The organism is Nostoc sp. (assembly GCF_036917135.1).
Taxonomy (GTDB): domain Bacteria; phylum Cyanobacteriota; class Cyanobacteriia; order Cyanobacteriales; family Nostocaceae; genus Nostoc.
This window is the reverse complement of record NZ_JBALEA010000020.1, coordinates 15,997-39,154: the sequence shown is the minus strand read 5'-3', so window position 1 is coordinate 39,154 and position 23,158 is coordinate 15,997. Positions and strand designations below refer to the sequence as shown.

Annotated in this window: 18 protein-coding genes and 2 pseudogenes; 16 read left to right on the top strand and 4 right to left on the bottom strand. The window is 41.4% G+C overall.

The window, feature by feature from the left end:
• Nucleotides 1–133: 133 nt before the first annotated feature.
• The 3 genes from ycf46 to V7K50_RS04580 all read right to left on the bottom strand — a co-directional run bounded on the left by ycf46 (nt 134) and on the right by V7K50_RS04580 (nt 3,068).
• Nucleotides 134–1,645 carry a stress-responsive protein Ycf46 gene (gene ycf46 / locus V7K50_RS04590; RefSeq protein WP_094339753.1) on the bottom strand — a complete coding sequence of 504 codons (1,512 nt, stop codon included), beginning with the start codon at nt 1,643–1,645 and terminating at the stop codon, nt 134–136.
• Between the two features lie 78 nt (nt 1,646–1,723).
• A complete protein-coding gene (locus V7K50_RS04585; RefSeq protein WP_334957697.1) occupies nt 1,724–2,077 on the bottom strand; it encodes a hypothetical protein in 354 nt (117 codons plus the stop codon).
• 202 nt (nt 2,078–2,279) lie between these two features.
• Nucleotides 2,280–3,068: an FHA domain-containing protein gene (locus tag V7K50_RS04580; protein ID WP_334957695.1), complete on the bottom strand. Its 789-nt coding sequence runs from the start codon at nt 3,066–3,068 to the stop codon at nt 2,280–2,282.
• A 221-nt stretch (nt 3,069–3,289) separates the two neighbouring features.
• Between V7K50_RS04580 and V7K50_RS04575 the strand changes: the two genes are divergently transcribed.
• The 4 genes and pseudogenes from V7K50_RS04575 to V7K50_RS30635 form a co-directional block, all read left to right on the top strand.
• On the top strand, nt 3,290–3,808 hold the full coding sequence (locus V7K50_RS04575) for a hypothetical protein (RefSeq protein WP_334957693.1): 519 nt from the start codon (nt 3,290–3,292) through the stop codon (nt 3,806–3,808).
• 291 nt (nt 3,809–4,099) lie between these two features.
• Nucleotides 4,100–5,254, top strand: a complete 1,155-nt coding sequence (locus V7K50_RS04570; protein ID WP_334957713.1) for an NAD-dependent epimerase/dehydratase family protein — start codon at nt 4,100–4,102, stop codon at nt 5,252–5,254.
• Between the two features lie 234 nt (nt 5,255–5,488).
• Nucleotides 5,489–6,634, top strand: a complete 1,146-nt coding sequence (locus V7K50_RS04565) for a glycosyltransferase family 4 protein (RefSeq protein ID WP_334957691.1) — start codon at nt 5,489–5,491, stop codon at nt 6,632–6,634.
• A gap of 126 nt (nt 6,635–6,760) precedes the next feature.
• Nucleotides 6,761–7,108 (top strand): annotated as a pseudogene (locus V7K50_RS30635) (hypothetical protein); the annotation flags it as partial.
• A 79-nt stretch (nt 7,109–7,187) separates the two neighbouring features.
• On the opposite strand, the gene V7K50_RS04560 reads toward V7K50_RS30635, so the two are convergent.
• A complete protein-coding gene (locus tag V7K50_RS04560) occupies nt 7,188–7,463 on the bottom strand; it encodes a DUF7219 family protein (protein ID WP_334799809.1) in 276 nt (91 codons plus the stop codon).
• Between the two features lie 513 nt (nt 7,464–7,976).
• Here V7K50_RS04560 and V7K50_RS04555 point away from each other — a divergent pair.
• The 12 genes and pseudogenes from V7K50_RS04555 to V7K50_RS04500 form a co-directional block, all read left to right on the top strand.
• Nucleotides 7,977–8,257: pseudogene (locus V7K50_RS04555) on the top strand (IS4-like element ISSysp3 family transposase); the annotation flags it as partial.
• A gap of 410 nt (nt 8,258–8,667) precedes the next feature.
• Entirely contained in the window at nt 8,668–13,302 is a 4,635-nt protein-coding gene (gene hpsA / locus V7K50_RS04550) for a hormogonium polysaccharide biosynthesis protein HpsA (RefSeq protein WP_334957689.1), read from the top strand.
• Between the two features lie 30 nt (nt 13,303–13,332).
• Nucleotides 13,333–14,076: a hormogonium polysaccharide secretion pseudopilin HpsB gene (gene hpsB, locus V7K50_RS04545; RefSeq protein WP_334957687.1), complete on the top strand. Its 744-nt coding sequence runs from the start codon at nt 13,333–13,335 to the stop codon at nt 14,074–14,076.
• A gap of 393 nt (nt 14,077–14,469) precedes the next feature.
• On the top strand, nt 14,470–15,456 hold the full coding sequence (gene hpsC, locus V7K50_RS04540; RefSeq protein WP_334957685.1) for a hormogonium polysaccharide secretion pseudopilin HpsC: 987 nt from the start codon (nt 14,470–14,472) through the stop codon (nt 15,454–15,456).
• 37 nt (nt 15,457–15,493) lie between these two features.
• The gene (locus tag V7K50_RS04535; protein WP_334957683.1) at nt 15,494–16,150 is read left to right on the top strand and encodes a type II secretion system protein; all 657 of its coding nucleotides are present in this window, start codon (nt 15,494–15,496) and stop codon (nt 16,148–16,150) included.
• 196 nt (nt 16,151–16,346) lie between these two features.
• On the top strand, nt 16,347–17,306 hold the full coding sequence (gene hpsE, locus V7K50_RS04530) for a hormogonium polysaccharide biosynthesis glycosyltransferase HpsE (RefSeq protein WP_334957681.1): 960 nt from the start codon (nt 16,347–16,349) through the stop codon (nt 17,304–17,306).
• Between the two features lie 21 nt (nt 17,307–17,327).
• Nucleotides 17,328–18,320, top strand: coding sequence for a hormogonium polysaccharide biosynthesis glycosyltransferase HpsE (gene hpsE, locus V7K50_RS04525; RefSeq protein ID WP_334957679.1), 993 nt, complete (start codon nt 17,328–17,330; stop codon nt 18,318–18,320).
• Between the two features lies 1 nt (nt 18,321).
• Nucleotides 18,322–19,398, top strand: a complete 1,077-nt coding sequence (locus V7K50_RS04520) for a glycosyltransferase (protein ID WP_334957677.1) — start codon at nt 18,322–18,324, stop codon at nt 19,396–19,398.
• A complete protein-coding gene (locus V7K50_RS04515) occupies nt 19,364–20,011 on the top strand; it encodes a pilus assembly FimT family protein (RefSeq protein ID WP_334957675.1) in 648 nt (215 codons plus the stop codon). The genes V7K50_RS04520 and V7K50_RS04515 overlap by 35 nt, the downstream gene beginning before the upstream one ends.
• Nucleotides 20,012–20,043: 32 nt before the next feature.
• The gene (locus V7K50_RS04510; RefSeq protein ID WP_334957673.1) at nt 20,044–20,694 is read left to right on the top strand and encodes a TIGR04282 family arsenosugar biosynthesis glycosyltransferase; all 651 of its coding nucleotides are present in this window, start codon (nt 20,044–20,046) and stop codon (nt 20,692–20,694) included.
• A gap of 405 nt (nt 20,695–21,099) precedes the next feature.
• Nucleotides 21,100–21,939, top strand: coding sequence for a hormogonium polysaccharide biosynthesis protein HpsJ (hpsJ-B, locus tag V7K50_RS04505; protein WP_334957671.1), 840 nt, complete (start codon nt 21,100–21,102; stop codon nt 21,937–21,939).
• A gap of 231 nt (nt 21,940–22,170) precedes the next feature.
• Nucleotides 22,171–23,079, top strand: a complete 909-nt coding sequence (locus V7K50_RS04500; protein WP_334957669.1) for a glycosyltransferase family 2 protein — start codon at nt 22,171–22,173, stop codon at nt 23,077–23,079.
• Nucleotides 23,080–23,158: the final 79 nt, after the last annotated feature.

Here is a 23,158-nt window from a genome sequence, read left to right as displayed (position 1 = left end):
CTCCAATGAGAAGATTGAGAAAAACGACAACGGTTTGTTTTGAGCGAAGCCGCGCTTAGTAGGATGCGGCTTTTTCTTATAACTGCTAGCATTGGGAGCTAGCCTTTCCCCCTGGGATGGCAGAGGAAAGCTTTTAAAACTCCATTCGCTGATATTCAGCTACGGAGGATGCTGCGGGGCGTGCGCGCTGTCTGGCCCAATCTCTCAGAGCCGTTACTTGTTCTTGCATCGTTCGAGACAGTGGCAATGTCGCCTTCAGTGCAGCAATAATATCTAGTTGGGTGAACTCCCGATCTTGGGCAAAAGCTTCATACATTGCCGCAACGATCGCTTGCTCAACTTCTGCCCCAGAAAAGCCATCAGACATCTTGGCTAGTTGCTCAAGATCGAATCGAGAGATGTCTTCACGGCGTTTCGTCAGGTGAATATTGAAAATGTGTTGCCGTTCTTCCGGTGTTGGCAGATCGACAAAGAATATTTCATCAAAGCGTCCTTTCCTCAAGAACTCGCCAGGTAAGCGTTCGACTCGGTTGGCGGTTGCCATCACGAACACTGGTGATTTCTTATCTTGCATCCATGTGAGGAAGGAGCCGAAGATTCTACTTGAAGTCCCCCCATCAGAATCGGAAGAACCTCCACTACCAGCAAAGGATTTATCCAATTCATCGATAAACAAAATCGCTGGGGAAATAGATTCTGCTGTTTTCAGGGCGTTCCGCAGATTTGCTTCACTTCGTCCCACCATTGAGCCGTCGTAAACTCGCCCCATATCCAACCGCAATAGTGGCAAACCCCACAGTCGGGAAGTAGTTTTGGCTATTAGCGACTTACCACAACCGGGAACTCCTAAAATTAACATCCCCTTTGGTTGAGGCAAACCGTACTCTCTCGCTCTTTCTGTAAAAGCGTTAGAGCGTTGCTTGAGCCATCTTTTTAACTCTTCTAAGCCACCTACAGCATCAATGGTTTCATCTTCTTCGATGTATTCTAAGATCCCATTGCGCCGAATTAGTTGCTTTTTCTCAGATAAAACGATATCTACTTCATCTTCCGTCAAACGCCCTGTAGTTACCTGTGCCTTACGGTAGACTTTCTCAGCTTCATCTTTAGTTAGACCTAAAGCCGCTCTGAGAAGTTTTTCTCGCGCTTCTGTTGTCAACCGCCGACCACGATTTTGGTCTACGTGCTGAGTCAGTACTTTATTCAACTCTGCCATATCTGGCAGTGTAAAGTCGATAACAACAACTTCTTTTTCCAACTCTATAGGTACTTGTTGCATGGGAGACATCAAAATGATGTTCTTTTGCGTACCTTTAAAGCTAGCGATCGCATCACGTAACGATCTGTTTGTTGCAGGCGCATCAATAAAGGGGTGTAAATCTTTAAGAATAAATATACTGGGTTCTTTCTGCCGGATGATCCACTCAATGGCTGCCTCTGGAGACACAGTATTATGTTGGGTGACATTCCGGGGTTGACCATACTCCACAATCCCGTGTGTTACTGTCCAAATAAATACTCGGCGCTGGGGCTTTAACAACTGAGCGATGGTAGAAACTGCTAGCTCGGCCCGCTCTTCCTCGGAGGTCACAAGGTAGATTAAAGGGTATTGAGCTTGAATTAGGATACTGAGCTCTTCTTTCATACTTCGACCTACTTGAGACCTTATAGAGACAGTAGAGACATTGCTTCTGGTAAAGACAACCAAATCATGAATATCTATCTAGCAAGGAACTAACTCTTCCTCGCCCTTGGGATTGGTTTCATCTTCATCCATCTCATCAATAGAAAGATGCTCTTGACCAACTACTCCTGGTTGATTGCCTAAAGTAACCAGTTCCCCATCACGTAAGACTAGTGAGCTATCACAAGTTGGGCATGAATAAACTCTATGAGTCCGCCCATAGGCAGAATCTTCTAACTCGTCAACTAATTCTTGATTAGACAGGTAAAAACCAAGGGCGCGTTCGGCAAGTTCTGACATTGGCTCGGAATCGATTGCTGAACGAATCTTCAGTTTTCTGTGCAACTCTGACGATAAATACAAAGTGACCTTTTGCTTAGTTTGCGTTTGCATATAACTCTTTAACGGTCTTACCCGGGTATGTATATCAAGTTATCGGTTCTTTTCTTGGTTGTCAAGACAGTAAAACGTTTTAACGCTACTTTTGTTACATTTATTTACAAATGAGGCTGAAATGCTATTTAATTGGGCGATAAATCGCTGACTACAAACCTGTAAACTCAAAAACTGAAACTTTTATGGGAAATAGCGATGCTTATTTTTTAGTTATTTGCAGTGTAAGTGGATTAAAGTTGAACACCTTTCCGGTTGTAAACAGCTGATATCCACAGGAGATGCCAGCGAATGACACTAGCATCGAAAAAAGAGACACTGAACCCATGACAACACCACTGGCGATGAAGAGAGCGATTCCGATGCCAATCAATACCCATCCCAGTTTCCGATGATCCCGTCCACCCCAATTCAGAGCTACTACGCCTCCCACACACAGCAAAATTCCCGGTGTGCTGCGTAAATAAACACTGACATAAATGCTTGTACTTAAAAATGTAATCCCTGCTAGGATTAGTCCTAAGCCAATAAGCTTGCTGGCAAGGATTACTTGTTCCTCTTCTTTAGCGATCGCAGGTACTGTAATTTTTGTGGGTGCAGAGTTTGGTGTATAGTTTTTTGTGGCAGATGCAGAATGCTGCTGCACCCTAAACATGAAAGTTATTTTGTCTCCTTGCCCAAGGGAAACTGTATCTCCCGGTTGCAGTGGAGAAAAAACTTGAGGCTGAAGTTTCGCGCCGTTAATGTATGTACCATTAGAACTGCCCAAATCACTGATATGGTATTCATCCCCATTTATCCAAATTTTGGCGTGGATACGGGATGCCACATCGGAATCTGGTAAGCCAGAAACATCAATATCTGGTGGTTTTTGGTCGTTTGGCTTGCCGATGGAAATTACAGAAAGATTTGGCGGAAATTGTAAAGATGTGTTGGTTTGGAAGTGAAAAAGCTCCAAAGTTAGCTCGGCTGTCTGAGATGCGCTGTACATGAGTTGTGTTATAAAGCACTTACTTTCAGCTTGCTATACTGGGAACTAAAAAGAGAATGGTAAATATCCTGAATATTATTGAATTTTTAATCAGCGCTCTTTTTGTGCAATTTATGCAGTAGTTTCCCGATTTGGGAATAACTCGTAAACTGGCGAAGGTATTGATCTGAGTTTCTGGTATTTGTATAAAATCAGTGACTTTGGCAAAATGTGTGATGTAAATGGCTACTGCTAATAAAACCTGTAGTTTGGGGCGAAGAATTTATCGGTTTGCCGCCAGCGTTAGCGGAGTCATTGCCCTGGTAATAATCCTGTGGGGTTGTACTGCAAATAATTTTAACTCTGGAGCGATCGCTTGGAAAACTTATACCAACTCCCGTTATGGCTTTGAATTTCCATATCCGAGTAACTGGACTTCTTTAGCAGCCCCAGCAAATGATGATGGAATCGCGTTTATTTTACCACAGGATAACTCAGTGGAAATTCGGGGATGGGCAAGTCAGCAGTTACCAAATGCTCAAGAGTCAGTAAAAAAGATAAAACCCAACTTTCAGACTGCCCAAGGAGTCTCAGGGGTAATGGTTGTAGAAGTTGATCAACAAGTAGGTTCAATGACACTGACGCTAACTCAGAGTCAAGTGAAATACTGTTTGCGAGGACGAAGCAAAAGCCAAAAATTTCAAGATTACTATCGTTTGTTTTATTACATTGCCCAGCAGTATCGAATTTCAAAGTTTTAATTGGGCATTGGGCACTTGTACTGAGCGACTTGCCTTGAGCGAAGTCGAAAGGAGTCGAAGTATTGGGCACTTGTACTGAGTTTCGACTATGCTCAACTACCGCGAAGTCGTTGGCGCAGCCTCTCCAAGAGTTGTATTGGGCATTGGGTATGGGTTATTCTCCTTGTCCACTCATCTCCCTCATCTCCCCCACTCCCCACTCCTACAAAATCCATATCTAGGCGAGAATAATGATTAACAGGGTACAGAAACCTGGTAGATTTAGCTATCAGCGAGTAAAAACTGGTGAAGATGAAAGTCCTGGTTATTGGTGGTGATGGATATTGCGGTTGGGCAACTGCTCTTTACCTTTCCAATCGAGGTTATGAAGTTGGAATTTTAGATAGTTTGGTGCGGCGGCATTGGGATAATGAACTTGGTGTCGAAACTCTCACTCCGATCGCACTAATTCAACAACGTCTCCAGCGCTGGCAAGATTTGACGGGTAAATCGATCGACTTGTTCATCGGCGATATCACGAATTACGAGTTTCTCCATAAAACATTACAGCAATTTCAGCCAAATGCCCTTGTGCATTTTGGTGAACAGCGTTCAGCCCCATTTTCCATGATTGACCGAGAACACGCAGTTCTTACCCAGGTCAATAATGTAGTTGGGACGTTGAACTTGCTGTACGCCATGCGGGAAGATTTCCCCGACTGTCATTTGGTGAAACTGGGAACGATGGGTGAATACGGTACACCCAACATTGATATCGAAGAAGGGTATATCACCATTGAACACAATGGACGCAAGGATACCCTACCTTATCCCAAGCAGCCCGGTTCAATGTACCATTTAAGCAAAGTCCATGATAGTCATAATATCCACTTTGCTTGCCGGATTTGGGGATTGCGGGCAACTGATTTAAATCAGGGTGTAGTTTATGGCGTTTTAACCGAAGAAACGGGGATAGACGAACTATTGATTAATCGACTGGATTACGATGGTGTGTTTGGTACTGCACTGAACCGCTTTTGTATTCAAGCAGCCATTGGACATCCGTTAACTGTCTACGGTAAAGGTGGACAAACTCGCGGATTTTTGGATATTCGGGATACAGTCAGATGTGTGGAATTAGCGATCGCTAACCCTGCACAGCCAGGTGAATTCCGCGTATTTAACCAATTTACCGAACAATTCAGCGTCGGCGAATTGGCATTGATGGTGAAAAAAGCTGGTAACGCTATCGGATTGAAGGTAGAAATCAATCATCTAGATAATCCCAGAGTCGAGAAAGAAGAACATTACTTCAACGCGAAAAACACCAAATTGCTCGATTTAGGTTTACAGCCTCACTTGCTCTCTGATTCTCTACTCGATTCTCTGTTAAACTTTGCCATCAAGTATCAGGAACGAGTTGATCATAAACAAATTCTGCCTAAAGTCTCTTGGCACAGAAATTAGGATAAACCCCAGTAAATCGCGGGTCAAAAACTGGTCGTCATATTATAGCACAATATGACGACCATTCAGTTATTATTTATCAGGTGTATCGTCCAGCTACTACTAAATTTGCCGTTTACCACAGTTATTTTGACTGTGCAGAATTGATTACAGCATACGAGACAGTTTACTCTGTGTTTAATAGCAAAATGCATTCGCAAGCTGAGATTATCTGCCTGGATTGAATAGTTTTATATGAGAATTGCTCTATTTACCGAAACCTTTTTACCCAAGGTTGACGGCATTGTAACGCGTCTGCGTCATACTGTTGACCATCTACAGCGCAGTGGTAATCAAGTGTTGGTGATTGCCCCTGATGGAGGCATCACAGAACACAAAGGCGCTAAAGTTTACGGCGTTACTGGCTTTCCTCTGCCATTATATCCAGAATTGCAAATGGCATTACCCCGTCCAGCCATTGGTTACGCCTTAGAAGAGTTTAAGCCGGATGTTATTCATGTGGTGAATCCAGCAGTTTTGGGTTTAGCTGGCATATTTTACAGCAAAATCCTCAAAATACCCTTAGTGGCGTCTTATCACACCCATTTACCCCAATATCTCCAGCATTACGGCTTGGGGATGCTTGAGGGTTTTCTTTGGGAACTGCTGAAAAGCGCTCATAATCAAGCAGCTTTGAATCTCTGTACCTCCACAGCAATGGTTGAGGAACTGACAGCACACGGTATTGAACGTGTAGATTTATGGCAGCGCGGGGTGGATACAGAATTATTTCACCCCGATTTAGCTAATGTAGAGATGCGATCGCGCTTATCGCAAAATCATCCAGAAAGTCCATTGCTACTTTACGTTGGGCGGCTTTCGGCTGAAAAAGAAATTGAGCGCATCAAACCAATCTTAGAAGCAATTCCGGCAGCGCGATTAGCATTAGTTGGAGATGGTCCCCACCGTCAAGCATTGCAAAAACACTTTGCTGGCACAAACACTTATTTTGTTGGTTATCTTATGGGGCAAGAGTTAGGTTCTGCCTTTGCAAGTGCTGATGCCTTTATCTTTCCCTCGCGTACAGAAACACTAGGCTTAGTGCTACTAGAAGCGATGGCAGCTGGCTGTCCCGTAGTAGCAGCCCGTTCCGGCGGAATTCCTGATATTGTGACAGATGGGGTAAATGGATATCTTTTTGAGCCAACAGCAGATGTTCAAGGGGCGTTAGCTGCTACTGTGCGCCTCTTAGAACAAAAACAACAACGAGACATAATTCGTCAAAATGCTCGCCAGGAAGCAGAAAGTTGGGGTTGGGCAGCTGCTACCAGACAGTTGCAAGATTACTACCAAAAGGTCATACTTTCTGAACAGTTGGCAAAATCAGGGAGTAGGGAGTAAACAGTGGGTTAGTGAGGATGAGGGAGATGAGGAGGACAAGAAAAATAATCATGTCCAATGCCTTATAAAATTACCATGACACTCGGCAATCCTGGCAGCGTCTTGGCTACGTCAACTTTGAGTTAATTTACTTACCAATTGTGCAGCGATCGCATTGGGGTGCGTCAGTTAGATAAAATTGGGAGCATCCACTTTCGGCGGATCTACTTTTTTAGATGAACCATATAGTAGGCTTTTCGGAGTATCAGAATTATGTTTCTTCCAAAAGTGGATGCTCCCATAAAATTCGCTTCAAAGGGAAACACCAGGCTGTGAATATCCACGAGTTAATTGGCGATCGCGTGTTTTGAAGCCACCAAATCCATCCAACCCCAAGAGCGATCTGTTGGTATCCATCTAGAAGGTGCGTGTAATTACCAACAAACGCAGCCCCCAGAGTCGTGGGATGGTGTCTGCACAATGCTTACTAAATAGTCATTAGTCGTTAGTCATTAGTTATTCTCCCTCTGCCCAATGCCCACTTGCCCTGAGCGAAGCCGAAGGGATACCCCATTCAACCTTGAGCCTCTCCATGATCATCCTGAAACGGATCTTCGCCAATTCCTAGCTCTTTTTTTGAGCGTTTCAATTGTTTCCATAGATCCTTTATTTGTTCGTAAGCTGCACCTGGAGGCACTTTTCCACCTGTTTCTAAGTTGCAAATGTAACTTACGCGTTGAGCAAATTCTTGTAGATTCGCATTAAAAACCAAGTTTTCTGGCTTTACCTGACCGTAGTAGCGACCACGAGGGAAGAGAAAATCATCCTTGTTCACTATTTTTTTCTCCATTTATTCAATTCACCTTCTCTTTTAATTTCTGAAGCTCTATCACTAGCTAACCTAATTTTTCTTTTGTCATACTGAAGTAAGTCAAACCATCCAACTCTTTTTCCAATTGGTGATGCAGGAATTGATTGATTCAGACTTTGAGACTAGAGAATAAAGCTTGAAATACTTTTGTCGTAAATATTACAAAAAATTTTCCGCTAAAGTAACTAGACAAGAATATTTGATTTTCCTCCCGATTGTTAATTTATCTCATCTTAATTTATAGAAGTTAAAACTGTAATTAACTTCAGTCTAAACCCTGAGCTATAAGCTACTAAAACATACTCGTATATCTTAGTAAATTTTATTTGCAAAAATAATTACAAATGTAGAACCTATCCTCTTTAAGTAAATATACTATGTAGTCAAGTCAATCGTCCTCTGTTAAAAGTTAGAGATTCGGGCAAGAAGTTTGTCAATCTCATTAGAGAGATATCTATTGTGATGGAAGTATGACCATTTCGGCGGAGAATATTGAGTGCCTTAGATTATCCAGTCAGTGTGACGCTTTACGGAGTTTAAGTCAACCCACCTCTGGGTCAAGAAGTGATTCATAGGCGATTGCTGACTACCCACAAGGTCGTTTGTTTAGAACAAGCACTCTGTGTAATTAGATGGTACATACGGCGAATTGAACAACTGTTTGCCACGCTCAAAACCGCCTTCTTAAATATCAAAGCGACCCAATTACCATTGCTGCCATCCAGCGACTAACTGTGTTGGCTTTTTCATTTGCTGTCCGAATTTTACAAATGTGATCAACATCAGCCGAACATTTGATTATTTTGCACCCAATTGATATCTTTCCTTTAACAGATGGGTATTCTAAGTTTACTCTGCTAACAACATCTTCATAAACTTGCCTTCAAATCAAATACATTTCCGCAATTTTACTGTGAAGTCATGCACTTATTCCTGATCAGACTTGAATGAAATAATTTTAAAAAAATCAGTGTTTACCGGATAAAATCAACAATTACTGAATGATATAACTTTAAATAAACTGTCTTTTGTTGTAGCTACTTTATTTGAAAGTTAGTAAAACCAGATGCAGTAGTTAAATAAAATAGTCTCATTTTTTGCCTGTAAAAATACTTAACAGGCATGAACTAAAGATGTCAAAAAATCAAAGATTCGTTAAAAACCACTTGACAGGGAAGCAGCTATGTCTCGAAAAGGTCAGCTAGTCAAGGCAATTCAAAAAACCTTCAAACAAATTAGTAAGCAGTTTTTATCTGCAATTAACAAACAACTTATTTGGCTACTGCGGACTTGTTTTGGCACTCCAAGAAGACGCGGCTCTGAGAATGCTGGGTTTTTGTTGCCGACAGTGGCAATGGTATTAATAGTAGTCGTATTATTAACTGCTGCCATTTTATTTCGGTCTTTTGAGCGCTCTAAAAATGCCAGTAATGTCCGAGTAAATGAGGCTGTGCTTAATGCCGCCGCACCAGCTATTGATAGAGCTAGAGCCAAATTAGACAAGCTATTTGATGACCGCCGACTCCCACGAGCTACACCCTCAGATACAGCTTTAGAGAGTACCTTAAAAACTAATTTGAATGAATATACTTTTGGAGATGAAACTCAACTCAATCTGAATTATACCGATCCAAATGCAACACCAACCGTTCAAACAGCACTACCAACTGCATGGATGTTTCCCATTGATACCAATAACAATGGAAAATTTGACACCTATACTCTTTATGGAATTTACTTCCGAAATCCACCCATAAGTGGTGGCACATACAGCCGCGCTAGAAATCCTCTAGAGGCCAGAACCCCTCCCATGACTTCTGGTAGTATCAGCAATGGTTGTCAAGATACTTTGGGAACGAGTGCTACTTTGGTGGGGAGTACGGGTTGGTTTAATATTGCTAGTAAGCTCAAAAAAAGCTTTTTCGTCTACACCGCTAATGTTCCCATCACTAATCCTAACCCACCAACCAATTACGAAACTTTCAAAGGGAATAAAGGCTTTTCAGGTTTAGAATATCAACAAGACCGTATACAACTACCGCTAGTTAACAATGCGGTGGTTTTTGACGATGATGTAGAACTTGTCCCTGGTCCTACATTTAACCTAAATGGACGGATCTTGACTAATAGTAACTTCCTGACTGGTAGCGGGTTTCAATTTGTTACGCTTTATCAGGTTAGTAGTAAAGATTCCTGTTTTTACGATGAAGACAATGCCAAAATTGTTGTAGGTGGCAATTTAGCCGCAGGTGGTTTCATTGATACTAGTGATTTAAGCAACAGTACTGGAGTACATTTATTCCAAGGGCAAGGAGTTAATCCCAATACCGCTTCTAATGTTGCTAGTAACAAATCAGTTAATGGACAACCAAGTAATATTGCCTATAATAGTTTAGCTTATGTACAGCGCATCAATCTCTTGGTGCAAGTACAGGCGGCTAACCTTGCATCTACTGATCCGCAGGAAGTCAAAGATGGTATTGCACAGCAACTAAAAGTATTAAATCTAACTACTGCCACAGCCTCTACAGCGCAACAAGCTAGTATCCGTAATAACCAGCTAGGACTTTACTTTAAAAAACGTACCCGCCGTGTACCCTATGCTGAAGTTGCTTTTGGTGTAGATGCAAGAGGAACTTATGATACTACTACAGCAAATACACCGCTACAAGGAAGTGGTGACTCATTGCGCCCACCGGACACTTGGGTTTATCCCTTTGATCCTACTGATGGTAAAACCAAGACTAATTATACTAACTTAACACTTAAACCTAATGCTTCTGATGCTACTAAGCTGTTACCTAGTGCTACAGAGCCAACTACGCAGGAAAAACTAGGTCAAGAACAATATGTTGGCGATCGCATTTTGCTTGGTAATAACCTACCTGCATTGTGGTGGAGCACAGCGAAATCGGCATTTATTGGTTCAGATAGCACAGATACCCAAGATATTACAGGTATTGGCTGGGACAACGGAGCTGGAACTCGCAATCGCCGCAGTCGTGTACAGCAACTGGCTGATTTAGGAACTGTTGAGCGAGATGGAGACTGGGAATCAGCAGCTGCTAAAGTACCAACGACTCCCCAAGATCCTGTGGGCGGCTTACGGGTAATCACTGGTGCAGGGATTTATTTGCCTAAAGGTTTCACTGTTACTAGTACCAAAGCTGCTTTAGACGCGGCTTTTGCTGTTACAAACAGAATTTGGTCAGATATGATGCCCGTCCCTAATACTATTAGCATCAAAGCTGATAAATCAATTCAAGATAACAGAAATGATAATGCCAGTGAAATTGTCCAATTACCCGACAGTAGCAATACGCCGTATTTGCGGATGCGGGCTACGGCAGTTTATCACTACCAAGCGAGTGGCTACAGTGCTACAACCCCTACACCCATTGCTTGTATCAGTAGCTTCAACGATCCTACCAATAGCACTAAAGCTAAGAACCTTGGAGCTTTTAGTACACTCACACTAGCAAATATTCTGTCTGATCCAAATGGCAACTCCCATAATGGTATTGTGTACGCACCTCCAACAAAGGGTGTTACTGACTATTCAGATTTACTAAACTACCAAGCTAGTTTAAGGTATCCCAATGGGCGGTTGGTAAATGAAGTACTCAGCACCGCTTTACCAAAAGCAGCTGCCTCTCGGACACTCTCAGAACAGTCTGCTATTCATGCTGCTATCTGTGCCATTCAAATATTAGACGGTACTATCGGCGATCCAAGTGATACTGTCATCCCTCACGGCGCAATTTACGAAACTGCTTTTTTAGATGCAAGGCAGATTAAGGCAATTCATAAAGACGCGACAACGGCACTTGGTGTAAATACGTTCACCAACGCCGATGGCGTAAATGGAGATGGAACTGGGACAGTAGCAAGCGTGACAACTCCAGCCTACGAACTCGCCAAAGAAACCCGCCAACCCCTGGAAATTCGCGCCACTGTATTAGATATTAGTAAGTTGCGGGCAAAAACTTATGGCACAGCAACAACACAAGAATACTTAATTCCCAATAGCGGTATTATTTACGCTACACGGGATGATGCACTTTTAGATTTGAGTGCCAGTTCTAGTATTGGCACAGATGCACAAAAAACACAAAGCCCGGTAGACTTTATACTTGACCCAACTCGCCGTCCTAACGCCATTATGTTAATCAATGGCGACCCAATCTGGCGTGTTCAGACTTACAGAGATGCAGAAAAAGGCTTGATTTTAGCCTCTAATTTACCTGTATATGTCAAAGGCGACTTTAATAAACATACCCAAGAAGAGTTTACAACCGCTCTAGCTAGTGATTGGAGCAATTTTTACTCTCGCACCGCATCAACCCGTAATAAAAACTTTGCTTGTCGTACTGGTGACGCTAGACTACCAAACTGTACCACAGGGGATGCATGGCGACCAGCCAGTGTGTTGTCAGATGCAATCACACTTCTTTCTAGCAACTTTAAGTTGGGCTACCGTAGCGATGGCGACTATGACCTGAATAATAATTTGGGGGATACTAATTCTATTACCGCATTTCAGAACAATGGGTTTGCTTTTATCAATAGTAGTAATGTTGTAGTTCCTACCAACAACGCCAATGTCATCAATGCTATCTGGTTTAACCCTAACGTTGCCCCTGCTGATGCTAATAATATCTGGCCTCTTGCCACTAAAAACAGTTCTTACCTCAATAACTTTGTTACACCCATCCAGCGAAGGAAAACTGGCCCAGAGTATTTAATGGAAGTATGTAAGAAACTACCTGTTTCAGCTTGCGACCCAGCTACTGATTGGTGGGTAACACTACCTGGTGATGCTACATATCCAGCAGGTATAAAAGCCTCCGATGCAACAAACTCTCTTACCAAGACATTTGACATTACCAAGCACAAGGCTGGTACAACAGCAGTGCCACCAGATGCCAGTTATCTGAGCTATCCTCGCCGTGTTGCCTTTCAGCGTGATACTACATCTGGACAACCTACATCTGGACAACTCGTGCTTGACACTAATAGTAAGCCATACATTATAGGCTTCAATAGCGGGACAATAAGAGCATTTTCACTCAATAGTTTTAGTTCTACTAGTCAACCAGATTCCAAAGCTTATGCTCTATGGTTCAAATCAAACAACAGTGATAATAATCCTCCAGTATTTTTACCAGCAACATTTACTGCTGGTACAAAAACCCAACCAATTTTATCACCAATGTTACAAATTCAAGTGGCTTTCGGCACTGATGAAAATGCATCACCAACATCAACTAGCAGAATAGGCCCTGGTAATACACAGGATAGTTACTGGATGCAATGGGCAGCAACAAGTACCACCTTTAACCTAGTCGCAGCAGGCGGAGACACCCCAGCTCGTCCTACAGAAGATAATGGTGGTTTACACAACTTTGTTCGCTTCCTGGAAGATTGGAACCCTACTAGCGACATCAACGCAGCTTATGCAGCTATAGTTAACGGCTCTTTTATCCAAAGAACTCGTAGTGTCTATGCTACTGCACCATTTTATGCGTTCTTAAATAACTCATCCAGCGCACCATATCCGATCGCTAATGCCGGTGGTCTAATACCTTTTTCTCTAGCTCCCAAAAGGCAATGGGGTTATGATGTCGCCTTGCTGTCGCAATCACCAGACGCATTTTCGCAAAAGTTAGCGATCACGCCAGACGACAAACCCAATGAATACTTCCGGGAAGTTGGTCGAGATGATGCATGGGTGCAAACGTTGTTGTGTGCCAAAAAAGCCTCAGACAACACTAATGTCGTCGATGCAGATCAACGTCCTACCTCTGGCTGTAGTTGATCTTTAATTTCTAGAAACTGGTGAGTAACTATGATTAAGCCCAAACCACAGCAAGTAAGTCAACCATCTAGTGAGTCTGGTTTTACAATCATTGAGTCACTGGTAGCAATGCTAGTAGTTGCTATTTTACTGGCTGCGATCGCACCTACCATTGTGATTGCAACAGCAACTCGCGTCCAATCAAAACGCGTAGAACTAGCCACACAAGCTGCCAGAACTTTCATCGATGGCGTGAAAACTGGAGCAGTGACAATTCCTGCTACCACTATTACATTGACTCAATCAGCCACTGCAACACCCAGGAGTTTAACTGACAATTTAATTACTACGAGCGCCACAAGTATGCCAGTTCCTGGAACAACATCAGCACCGCTAACATCGCTATATTGCGTGACAAAAGATACAAACAATAACATAGCTATTAGTAACCCAGACTGTACAAGCAACACAACCAAGATATTTTACATTCAGGCTGTGAAAATTATAGTAACAGGAAGCAGCCCAACTGATAGCACAGGTCTACCAAAGGATGGCTACCGTTTGGCAATTCGAGTTTATCGATCAGATATTGACGTTACTAAAACTGTCTATGCTAGCGCTACCGACAGTAGTATCAATAGAACACAAAACTCTTTCACTGGAACTTTGGGCAATACCCAATCCCCACTAGTGGAAATGACAACTGAAATCGGTTCTAAAAACACTTCCTTCAATGCTCTGTGTCAACGTCTTGCTATTACTAGCAGCACTACTAGTAACAATACTTGTAATTAGTAACTTCCAAATAAAAAAATACTCAATTACTTCTTGTGGGGTGGACATCTTGCCATTAGTGTCAACTTAAGGTTAAAACCCATTTGTCAACGATAGGTTTTGTTTGGAACGAAGTATAAAGGTGAACTTTTTTATGAGCTTTATACGCAAACTGCGAGTGATGCTGATAAACAAAGCATTAATAGTCCCTGAAAAAGTTCGTTTTTTGTCCCTTTCAAACCGCATTTTTAAGCATAAATGCTTATTGACGTAAGAAGTTTTAGCTTAACTTGACACCAATGGCATCTTGCCCGCCCATAGCCAAAGGCGGGTAAGATGCTCACCCTAAAAGACTGAATATATACACCACCATTCACTAGATGTATTTCTATCACTAAGGGACAGACCGTAGTTATGAAGAATGTACTCAGATATCTTCTCAGCATCCAGCTGAAACACTCTAAGTTTGTTCAGCAAGTTCATGGTTTTACCCTGATAGAACTTTTGGTAGCCTTATTGCTGGCATTTCTTGTGATTACACCACTGCTAGGATTCATGGTTAATATTCTTAGTACAGATCAGAAGGAGCAAGCAAAAGCAAATTCTGAACAAGAAATCCAGACAGCAGTTGATTACATTGCCAATGATTTACAACAAGCTGTCTATATATATGATAGAACTGCACTGACTACCAATTCAAACACTACCCCAGCAAGCTCAGGAATTCAAGACCAAATACCGCCTGTTAAAAGTGCTACTGGTTGTAGTTCTACTGCTACTTGTAAACCAATTCTCGTGTTTTGGAAACGCAAGTTTATTTCAGGTCTAATTACCACTCCCAGCAGCACTAAAGATGACACTTTTGTTTACTCACTAGTTGCCTACTATTTAATCAAAGATAGTAATACTACTTGGTCAAATGCCGCTCGTATTGCCAGATTTGAAATTAGTGATGGAGTTCTGGCTTCTAGTGGTACTAATGGGAATTGTACTGACTATCCCAATGATACATATATTGACACCAGCCACTGCCCCAATCCAGGTTTTCAGCGTTTTAATCTGAATCTACCAGGTGCCGCAGGTCTAACTCAACAAATGAATTCATGGAAAGCCACAACCTCAACAGCTTACACTCAACAATCTTCTGTACTAATTGATTTTATTGATCAAACCTCTATTGCTTCAACTCCTACTTGCTCCACTGGAACACCTAGTTATGGTAGTTATATGGGCTTTTATACTTGCGTTGATGTTGCCAACACCACAGCACAGGTGTTTTTACGAGGCAATGCACTAGCTAGGTTGCAAACTAGCAATTTCGATTACTCTTCAACTAACCAAACCTACTTCCCAACAGCAAGCATCCGCGTGCAGGGACATGGATATTTATATAGTAAATAAACTTTAGAAGAGACAGCACAACTAATAGTGAGGCATTATGAGCAACCTAACTTTAAAGTTATTACACACTAAGCTGTGTAATAAAGACACCAAGGAGCGATTTCATCCTCAACACGATGCTGGCTTTACTTTAATAGAAGTGCTTGTAGTGGTGCTAATGATCGGAATTTTATCAGCGATCGCAGCTCCTAGCTGGCTTGCCTTTGCAAATCGACAGCAGGTAAATAAGGTTAACGACGCAGTTCTAGCAGCATTGCGAGAAGCACAGAGCGAAGCTAAAAGAAATAAACTTAGCTACAGTGTGAGTTTTCAGACAGATAGCACAACTCAAGATGTACAGGTTGCTATTTACCGTACCAATGCTGGAATCAGCACATGGAAACCTTTAGGGGCAGATGTGGGAGCCAATTCTAATAAATTACTACTGGGTACAAATCTCACTAGTGCAAATACTGTCAATTCCACCTCTACTGTATCTTACCCTGCTTCAAATACGTCAACACAAATTACCTTTGACTATATGGGAGCTTTACCAACTTTACCAACTCCAAACTTTGGAACAGCTACAGGGTTAAAAATAGTGGTAGCTGTACCAAGCTCTGCAAATTCTATATCGCCTAGTATAAAGCGATGTGTCATTGTGGAAACTCTTTTGGGAGTAATGGTAGCAGCAAAAGACAACCAATGCAATTAAGTAGTTTAGGTAGGAATCTTTATTTAAAAATACGTAATACCACTGTACATAAAACTGCACATTGATAGCAAAATTGAAACATCATGTGCAGTTTTAATGTTTGATAGATTTATTTAAGAGTCGCTGATAAACTAGCCATTGGCTGAACATAATAAAAAGCGTCCTAATCAACATATCAAAATGTAACTTTTGTCAAATGACTGAAAACCTTGACTTTACTGTAGCTATCCCAACTTATAACGGTGAAAGTCGTTTGCCTGAACTACTAGAACGACTACAAAACCAACTTCACACCGAAAATTTATCTTGGGAAATTATAGTTGTAGACAACAACAGCACTGATAACACAGCTAGAGTTGTCCAAAGCTATCAACAAAATTGGCAGTGTCCTTACCCTTTAAAGTATTGCTTTGAAGCACAACAGGGAGTCGCTTATGCCAGAAAAAAGGCAGTTATAGAAGCTAAAGGTAGATTTATAGGTTTTCTAGATGATGATAATTACCCGATATCAAATTGGGTAGCCGCAGCTTATGATTTTGGTGAAAAATATCCTAAAGCGGGAGCCTATGGTAGTCAAATCCACCCTGATTGGGAAGTAGAACCACCAGAAAACTTTCAGCGAATTGCTCCATTCTTGGCGATTACAGAGCGAGGGAATTTACCGCTATTATATGAAGCAGGCAAAAACTTTCTACCCCCGACTGCCGGACTTGTTGTTCGTAAACAGGCATGGTTAGAAAATGTACCAGATAAGTCTATTTTAAATGGTAGAGTTAAAGGCAATATGCTTGCCGGTGAAGACTTAGAAATGTTGTCTCATATCCAAAAATCAAGATGGGAAATTTGGTATAACCCAGAAATGGAAATTTCTCACAAAATCCCAAAATTTCGTTTACAAAAAGATTATTTAATTCAGCTTTTTCGGGGGATTGGACTTAGCCGTTATGTAACTAGAATGGTTAATATAAAACATATATATAGACCAATTGCTCTTTTATCTTATATGATAAATGATCTGCGTAAAATTGCCTTCCATATACTCAAATATCGAACTAAGATAAAAGAAGATTTGGTGGTTGCTTGCGAAATGGAACTTTTTTTAAGTAGTTTCATTAGCCCTTTTTATCTTTGGAAAAATGGATATTTTAAAAAATAAGTTCTCAAAATATTAGCGATTATGACTGAATTAGCAATTAAAAAGTTAGATGTTAGCGTAGCCATTCCTGCATATAATGGAGCAAACCGATTACCTAAAATTTTGGATAAACTCTTAACCCAGACAGGAGTAGAAAAACTTAACTGGGAAATTATTATTGTAGATAACAATAGTTCTGATAATACATCTGAAATAATCCATAATTACCAAAAGAATTATGATGGAATTTGTCATTTAAGATACTTTTTAGAAACTGAACAGGGAGCCGCTTTTGCAAGATTGCGGGCAGTGCGTGAATCTAGAGGGCAGCTAATAGCATTTTTAGATGATGATAACTTACCTGCTCCTAATTGGTTATCAGAAGCATATATTTTTGGATTAGAGCATCCTCAAGCAGGTGCTTGGGGTGGACAGATTCATGGTGATTTTGAAGTAAAACCGCCAGAAAATTTTGAAAGAATTCAAGCTTTTTTGGCTATCAGAGAACAGGGTTCAAATCCACATTTATTTGATGCAGATAATTTAAGACTTCCTCCTGGTGCCGCCCTTGTTGTCAGGAAACAAGTATGGTGTGAAAATGTACCAGAACGACCTACTTTAAGCGGGAAATTGCCCGGTATTTTGGTGCAGGGTGATGACTACGAACCATTGCTTTACATACATTATGCGGGTTGGCAAATTTGGTATAACCCTACCATGCATACTTATCACCAAATACCACATTGGCGACTTGAGAAAGATTATCTCCTAACTCTAGCACGCGGCTGTGGCTTGTGTATTTTCCAGTTACGCTTGATAAATACTAAAAATTGGCAAAAACCAATAGTGTTTGTGAAAACTATTTTTGGAAATTTACGCCGAGTATTACAGCACCTCATTCAGTATAGAGGGGAATTGAAAAGTAATCTCATTGCTCATTTTGAGATGGAGTTTTACTTGGCTAGTATGATGAGTCCTTTTTACTACTTAAAATGTAATCTAGGCAGAGCATTAAAAAATAAATTTGCGCTATAAAATGATGGAAATTAGCAAAAATTTGCCGAAAATTTCTGTAATCATCCCCGCATATAATTGTGAAAAAACTATTAATCAGACAATTAAATCTGTTCTAAATCAAACTTTTACTGACCTAGAATTAATTGTAATTAATGATGGTTCACAAGACTCAACTTTAGAAGTTACTACACAAATCCAAGACTCACGAATACAGGTATTTTCCTATGCCAATGCTGGCGGAAACGTCAGTCGTAATCGAGGATTACACCGTGCAGTTGGAGAATTTGTTAGTTTCTTAGATGCAGATGATCTTTGGACACCTGATAAACTTCAGTCTCAGTTAAAAGCTCTGCAAGAAAACGCGACTGCAAAAGTTGCTTATAGTTGGACTGATTATATTGACACAAATGGTCAATTTGTAGTTTCAGGTAAGCGGATTAATGTCAATGGAAATGTTTATGAAAAATTGTTATTAAACAACTTTCTAGAGAATGGTTCCAATCCATTAATTTGTAGAAAAGCTTTAATTACATTAGGTGGCTTTGACGAATCTCTAAGTGCGGCTCAGGATTGGGATATGTGGTTGAGATTAGCCTCGAAGTTTGATTTTATATGTGTACCATCTGTACAAATACTATATCGTATCAGTGCTAATTCAGTTTCTTCCAATCTTGTCAGGCAGGAAAAAGCCTGCTTGCGAGTGCTTGAGAGAGCATACAAGGAAAGACCTTCTCTACGAGACGCTACGCGAACGACACTTAAGTATAGTTGGAATGCAAGCCTAGCAAATTTATACAAGTACTTGACCTGCAAAGCTCTACAAGAGCCGTTTAATCGGCAAAAAGGTCTAGCATCTGCTAGATTTCTGTGGAAGTATTTTTTTAACGACCCTTCAAAACTTCAAAATATAAATTTCACCTTAAAATTGTTGTTGAAAATTGTCATAATTTTTACCTCACCCACCTTGTTCTACAGTATTATTAATCGCCGCGAAGTAAGAAAGCAAGAAACTAAAAGATTCCTCAACATCTGGGTAACTGAAAATCGACCAGAACGTAAAAATGGATACTCAGGTGCATTTACGATATCTAGTTAATGCAAAAAATCTCTGGAATAAGCACTCTAACAGTGGTTTTACCTTGCCAGAGATGTTAGTAGTTGTTGTATTAATTGGTATATTAGCTGCGCTGGGAATACCCAACTGGCTGGCTTTTGTAGAGACTCGCCGTCTAAACACTGCCCAAAACGAAGTTCACCTTGCTCTGCGCCAAGCCCAAAGGCAAGCTACTAAGGAAAAATTGACTTGGCAAACCAGCTTTCGTATGCAAAATGGTGTCGTGCAATGGGCAGTTCATCAAGCCGAAGTAGGACAATTCATTCCTGATGCTGTTAAAAACAATGGCAACCTATGGCATAACCTTGAGTCAAACACTCGCATTGATGAAGAGGAAAACAATAAAGGAAAAAAGGAGACAACTTTGCTAAAACACACTTCACAGCAAATGTGGCGAGTTTTGTTTAACTACCACGGTTGTCCTATATCTGAAATTGGAAATCAATGTACAGTAGGGGGATTAGGACAGATAACTTTCTACAGCTTGAATGGTGGTAAAACTAGACGTTGTGTCTATGTTTCTACAGTTTTGGGGGCTATGCGAACGGGAAAAGATCATGCTAGAGCCAACGAAAACGACAAGTATTGCTATTAAGATATTATTAGTTTACTCAAACAAGGTATTGTGTGCTGAACTTACCAGGAAACCCAAAACAGCACTTGATTATTTTCACTCGCTATCCAGAACCAGGTAAGACAAAAACCCGATTGATACCTGTTTTGGGAACTCTTGGTGCTGCCAATCTTCAACGGGAAATGACTGAATATACAATATTTCAGGTTCAAGAATTGCAAAAAGCAGCTGTTATATCTGTAGAAGTGCGGTTTAGCGGTGGCGATTCGCAACTCATGGAAGACTGGCTGGGGTTGGATTTGGTTTACCAGTCTCAAGGTGAAGGGGATCTAGGTTTGCGGATGGCGCGATCGCTTTTTGATGCCTTTCAATCTGGTGCAGAAAGTGTAATTATCATTGGTACAGATTGTCCTGGAGTGAATGCCCAGATTTTAGCGACAGCCTTTGAGAAGTTACACACCTTTGATCTTGTACTTGGCCCTGCGATCGATGGTGGATATTACTTAATTGGTTTGCGTCAACCCATCCCGGAGTTATTCGTTAACATCGATTGGGGAACTGATCAAGTATGGCAGAAAACCGTGGACATTGCCCAAAAACTTAATTTATCTCATGTGAATTTGTTGCCTTTAGCTGATGTTGATCGACCGGAGGATCTGCCGATTTGGGAACAAGCCCTTGCAGGGGAGATGAGGGAGATATAGCGACCGATTGGGAACTGAAATAAAGGAGATCGGGTAATTACAGCATTTCCAACATATAAATTAATTATCTAATCTTGTGGGGTGGGCATCTTCCCCGCGTTCGGTTAAGGGCGCTTGTGTCGCCCACCCCACAAGAAGTAGTGGAGTATTTTTTTATTTGGAAGTTCCTAATGAGTCTTTTTCTACAGCCCCGGATCATGTTCGTATCTTAAAGTACCAGGAATTTCCTGAAGACACTGTACATAACAAATGTTACTGTGGGCTAGTTGAAAACCAAGAGGCAGATAGCCTTTACCAATATTGAATCTGCTTTGTGTTTCTACAAAACAGTCACGGTCATGGGCACAATATTCAAGTAGCTTGAAATATGAAAATCACCCGTATTCACCGCCAGTTTGAAAAACTATGGTTAACCGTTTTCCTTCCGTGAGTACTACCCTCACACTTAAGGTAGTTGCAATAATCTGCATTTTGTCTTTTTTCCTTGACTTTTTGATTCTATCCTTACCCTTTCAACCTACTGATCGGCTATGGCAAATCAACTTGGCAACAGCGCTAGTTGATCGGGGAATAGTTCCTTTAGTAGGTTTGGGGCTTCTGTTTACTGCCTATTGGATTGATAGTACTGATGCCGGAAGCGATCGCCCCCAAGGTATTGATTTAAGATTTCCCGCCCTGATCCTCTCAAGTATTTTAGGGTTGATGTTTTTGCTGATTTTTCCCCTGCACCTCAATAACGTCAATCAAGCTAAGACTCAAGCACTTACTCGAATCACCCAAGAAGCAGATCAGGCAGAAACTCAACTGAACAATCGGTTATCGCAATTGCAAGCACAACTGAATACCGACCAAGGAAAAGCTCAACTAGAGCAGCTGCGAACTCAAACCAAAGCTCAGTTTAGTGAAATCCTCAAAGATGATCAAAAATATAAGCAAGCACTTGAAAGTCCTCAAATTCCCGCAAATATCAAAGAGTTGCTGAAGAAGGCTAAAACAGATCCTCAAGCACTTGAGAAAGCTATCGAACAACAAACAGATGTTCAGACACTGCGAACTCAACAACTAAGCCAACTTCGCCAGCGCAGAGAAGAAGCAGAGAAACAAGCTAAAGATACTGCTTTGAATTCTGGACTGAGGATTGGGATTAGCAGTTTGCTGTTGTCCATTGGTTACATTATCATCGGCTGGACAGGCTTAAGAGGTAGGGGTGCTGTGCAAGGTAAACCTAGAGCTACCGCCCGCTAATCTTCTATTGGCATGGCAGTAGGATGTATCCAAAAATTATTGACGGATCATACTGCCATGCGCCCAATAGCTAATAACAATAAAAAGGCAATTACAGCATATTTCATCTGACCCGAGGTATACAAGGGCGGGCAGGATGCCCATCCTACAAGATTTATCAGATTAAGATGTGTAATTCATTTACTTGCAAAGTGCTGTATCACTGAGTAAAATCGCTATAAAACTTAGGTAATGTTCTCAATTTACATACTGACATATAACGAAGAACTAGATATTGCTGCTTGTATCGAATCGGCGATGCTATCAGATGACATCATTGTTGTGGATTCATGCAGTAGCGATCGCACTGTGGAAATCGCCAGTCGCTATCCTATCCGCGTCATCCAACACGCTTTTGAAAGTCACGGCCGCCAACGCACCTGGATGTTAGAGTCTATCCCCCGGAAGCACGAATGGGTTTACATTCTCGAAGCTGACGAGCGGATGACACCAGAACTGTTCGCGGAATGCGAAAAGGCAAGTCAGAATCCAGACTACATCGGTTACTACGTCGCTGAACGTGTCATGTTCATGAATCATTGGATTCGTTACAGCACTCAGTATCCCCGTTACCAAATGCGCCTCTTCCGCCACGGGAAAGTCTGGTTTACAGACTACGGTCATACTGAGCGGGAAGTTTGTGAGGGTGCAACTAGCTTTTTAAAAGAAACATACCCACACTACACTTCTAGCAAAGGCTTGAGCCGATGGATTGAAAAGCATAACCGTTATTCTACTGATGAAGCTCAAGAAACACTGTATCAACTAGAACAGGGAAAAGTCAACTGGCAAGATTTATTCTTTGGCAAATCGGAAGTCGAAAAACGCCGCGCCCTGAAAGATTTGTCTTTGCGTTTACCCGCCAGGCCGTTGCTACGGTTTGTATATATGTATTTTATCTTAGGCGGCTGTTTAGATGGACGCGCCGGCCTTGCTTGGTGTACATTGCAAGCATTCTACGAATATCTGATCTTGCTCAAAGTTTGGGAAATGAAGTATCTACCAAAACCTAATTTAGACACAACAGAAATTCTCGCACAAGAAAGTACAAAACACATGCAGTGCGCGGATTCTGAAACTACACAGGTTGATGCGCTGTGAAGAAGTTCTGATTCTCAAACTGCGATCGCCTTTTACCTTTTATAGAGAAGGTGAAAAATTAAACGTGTGAAGAAGTTCT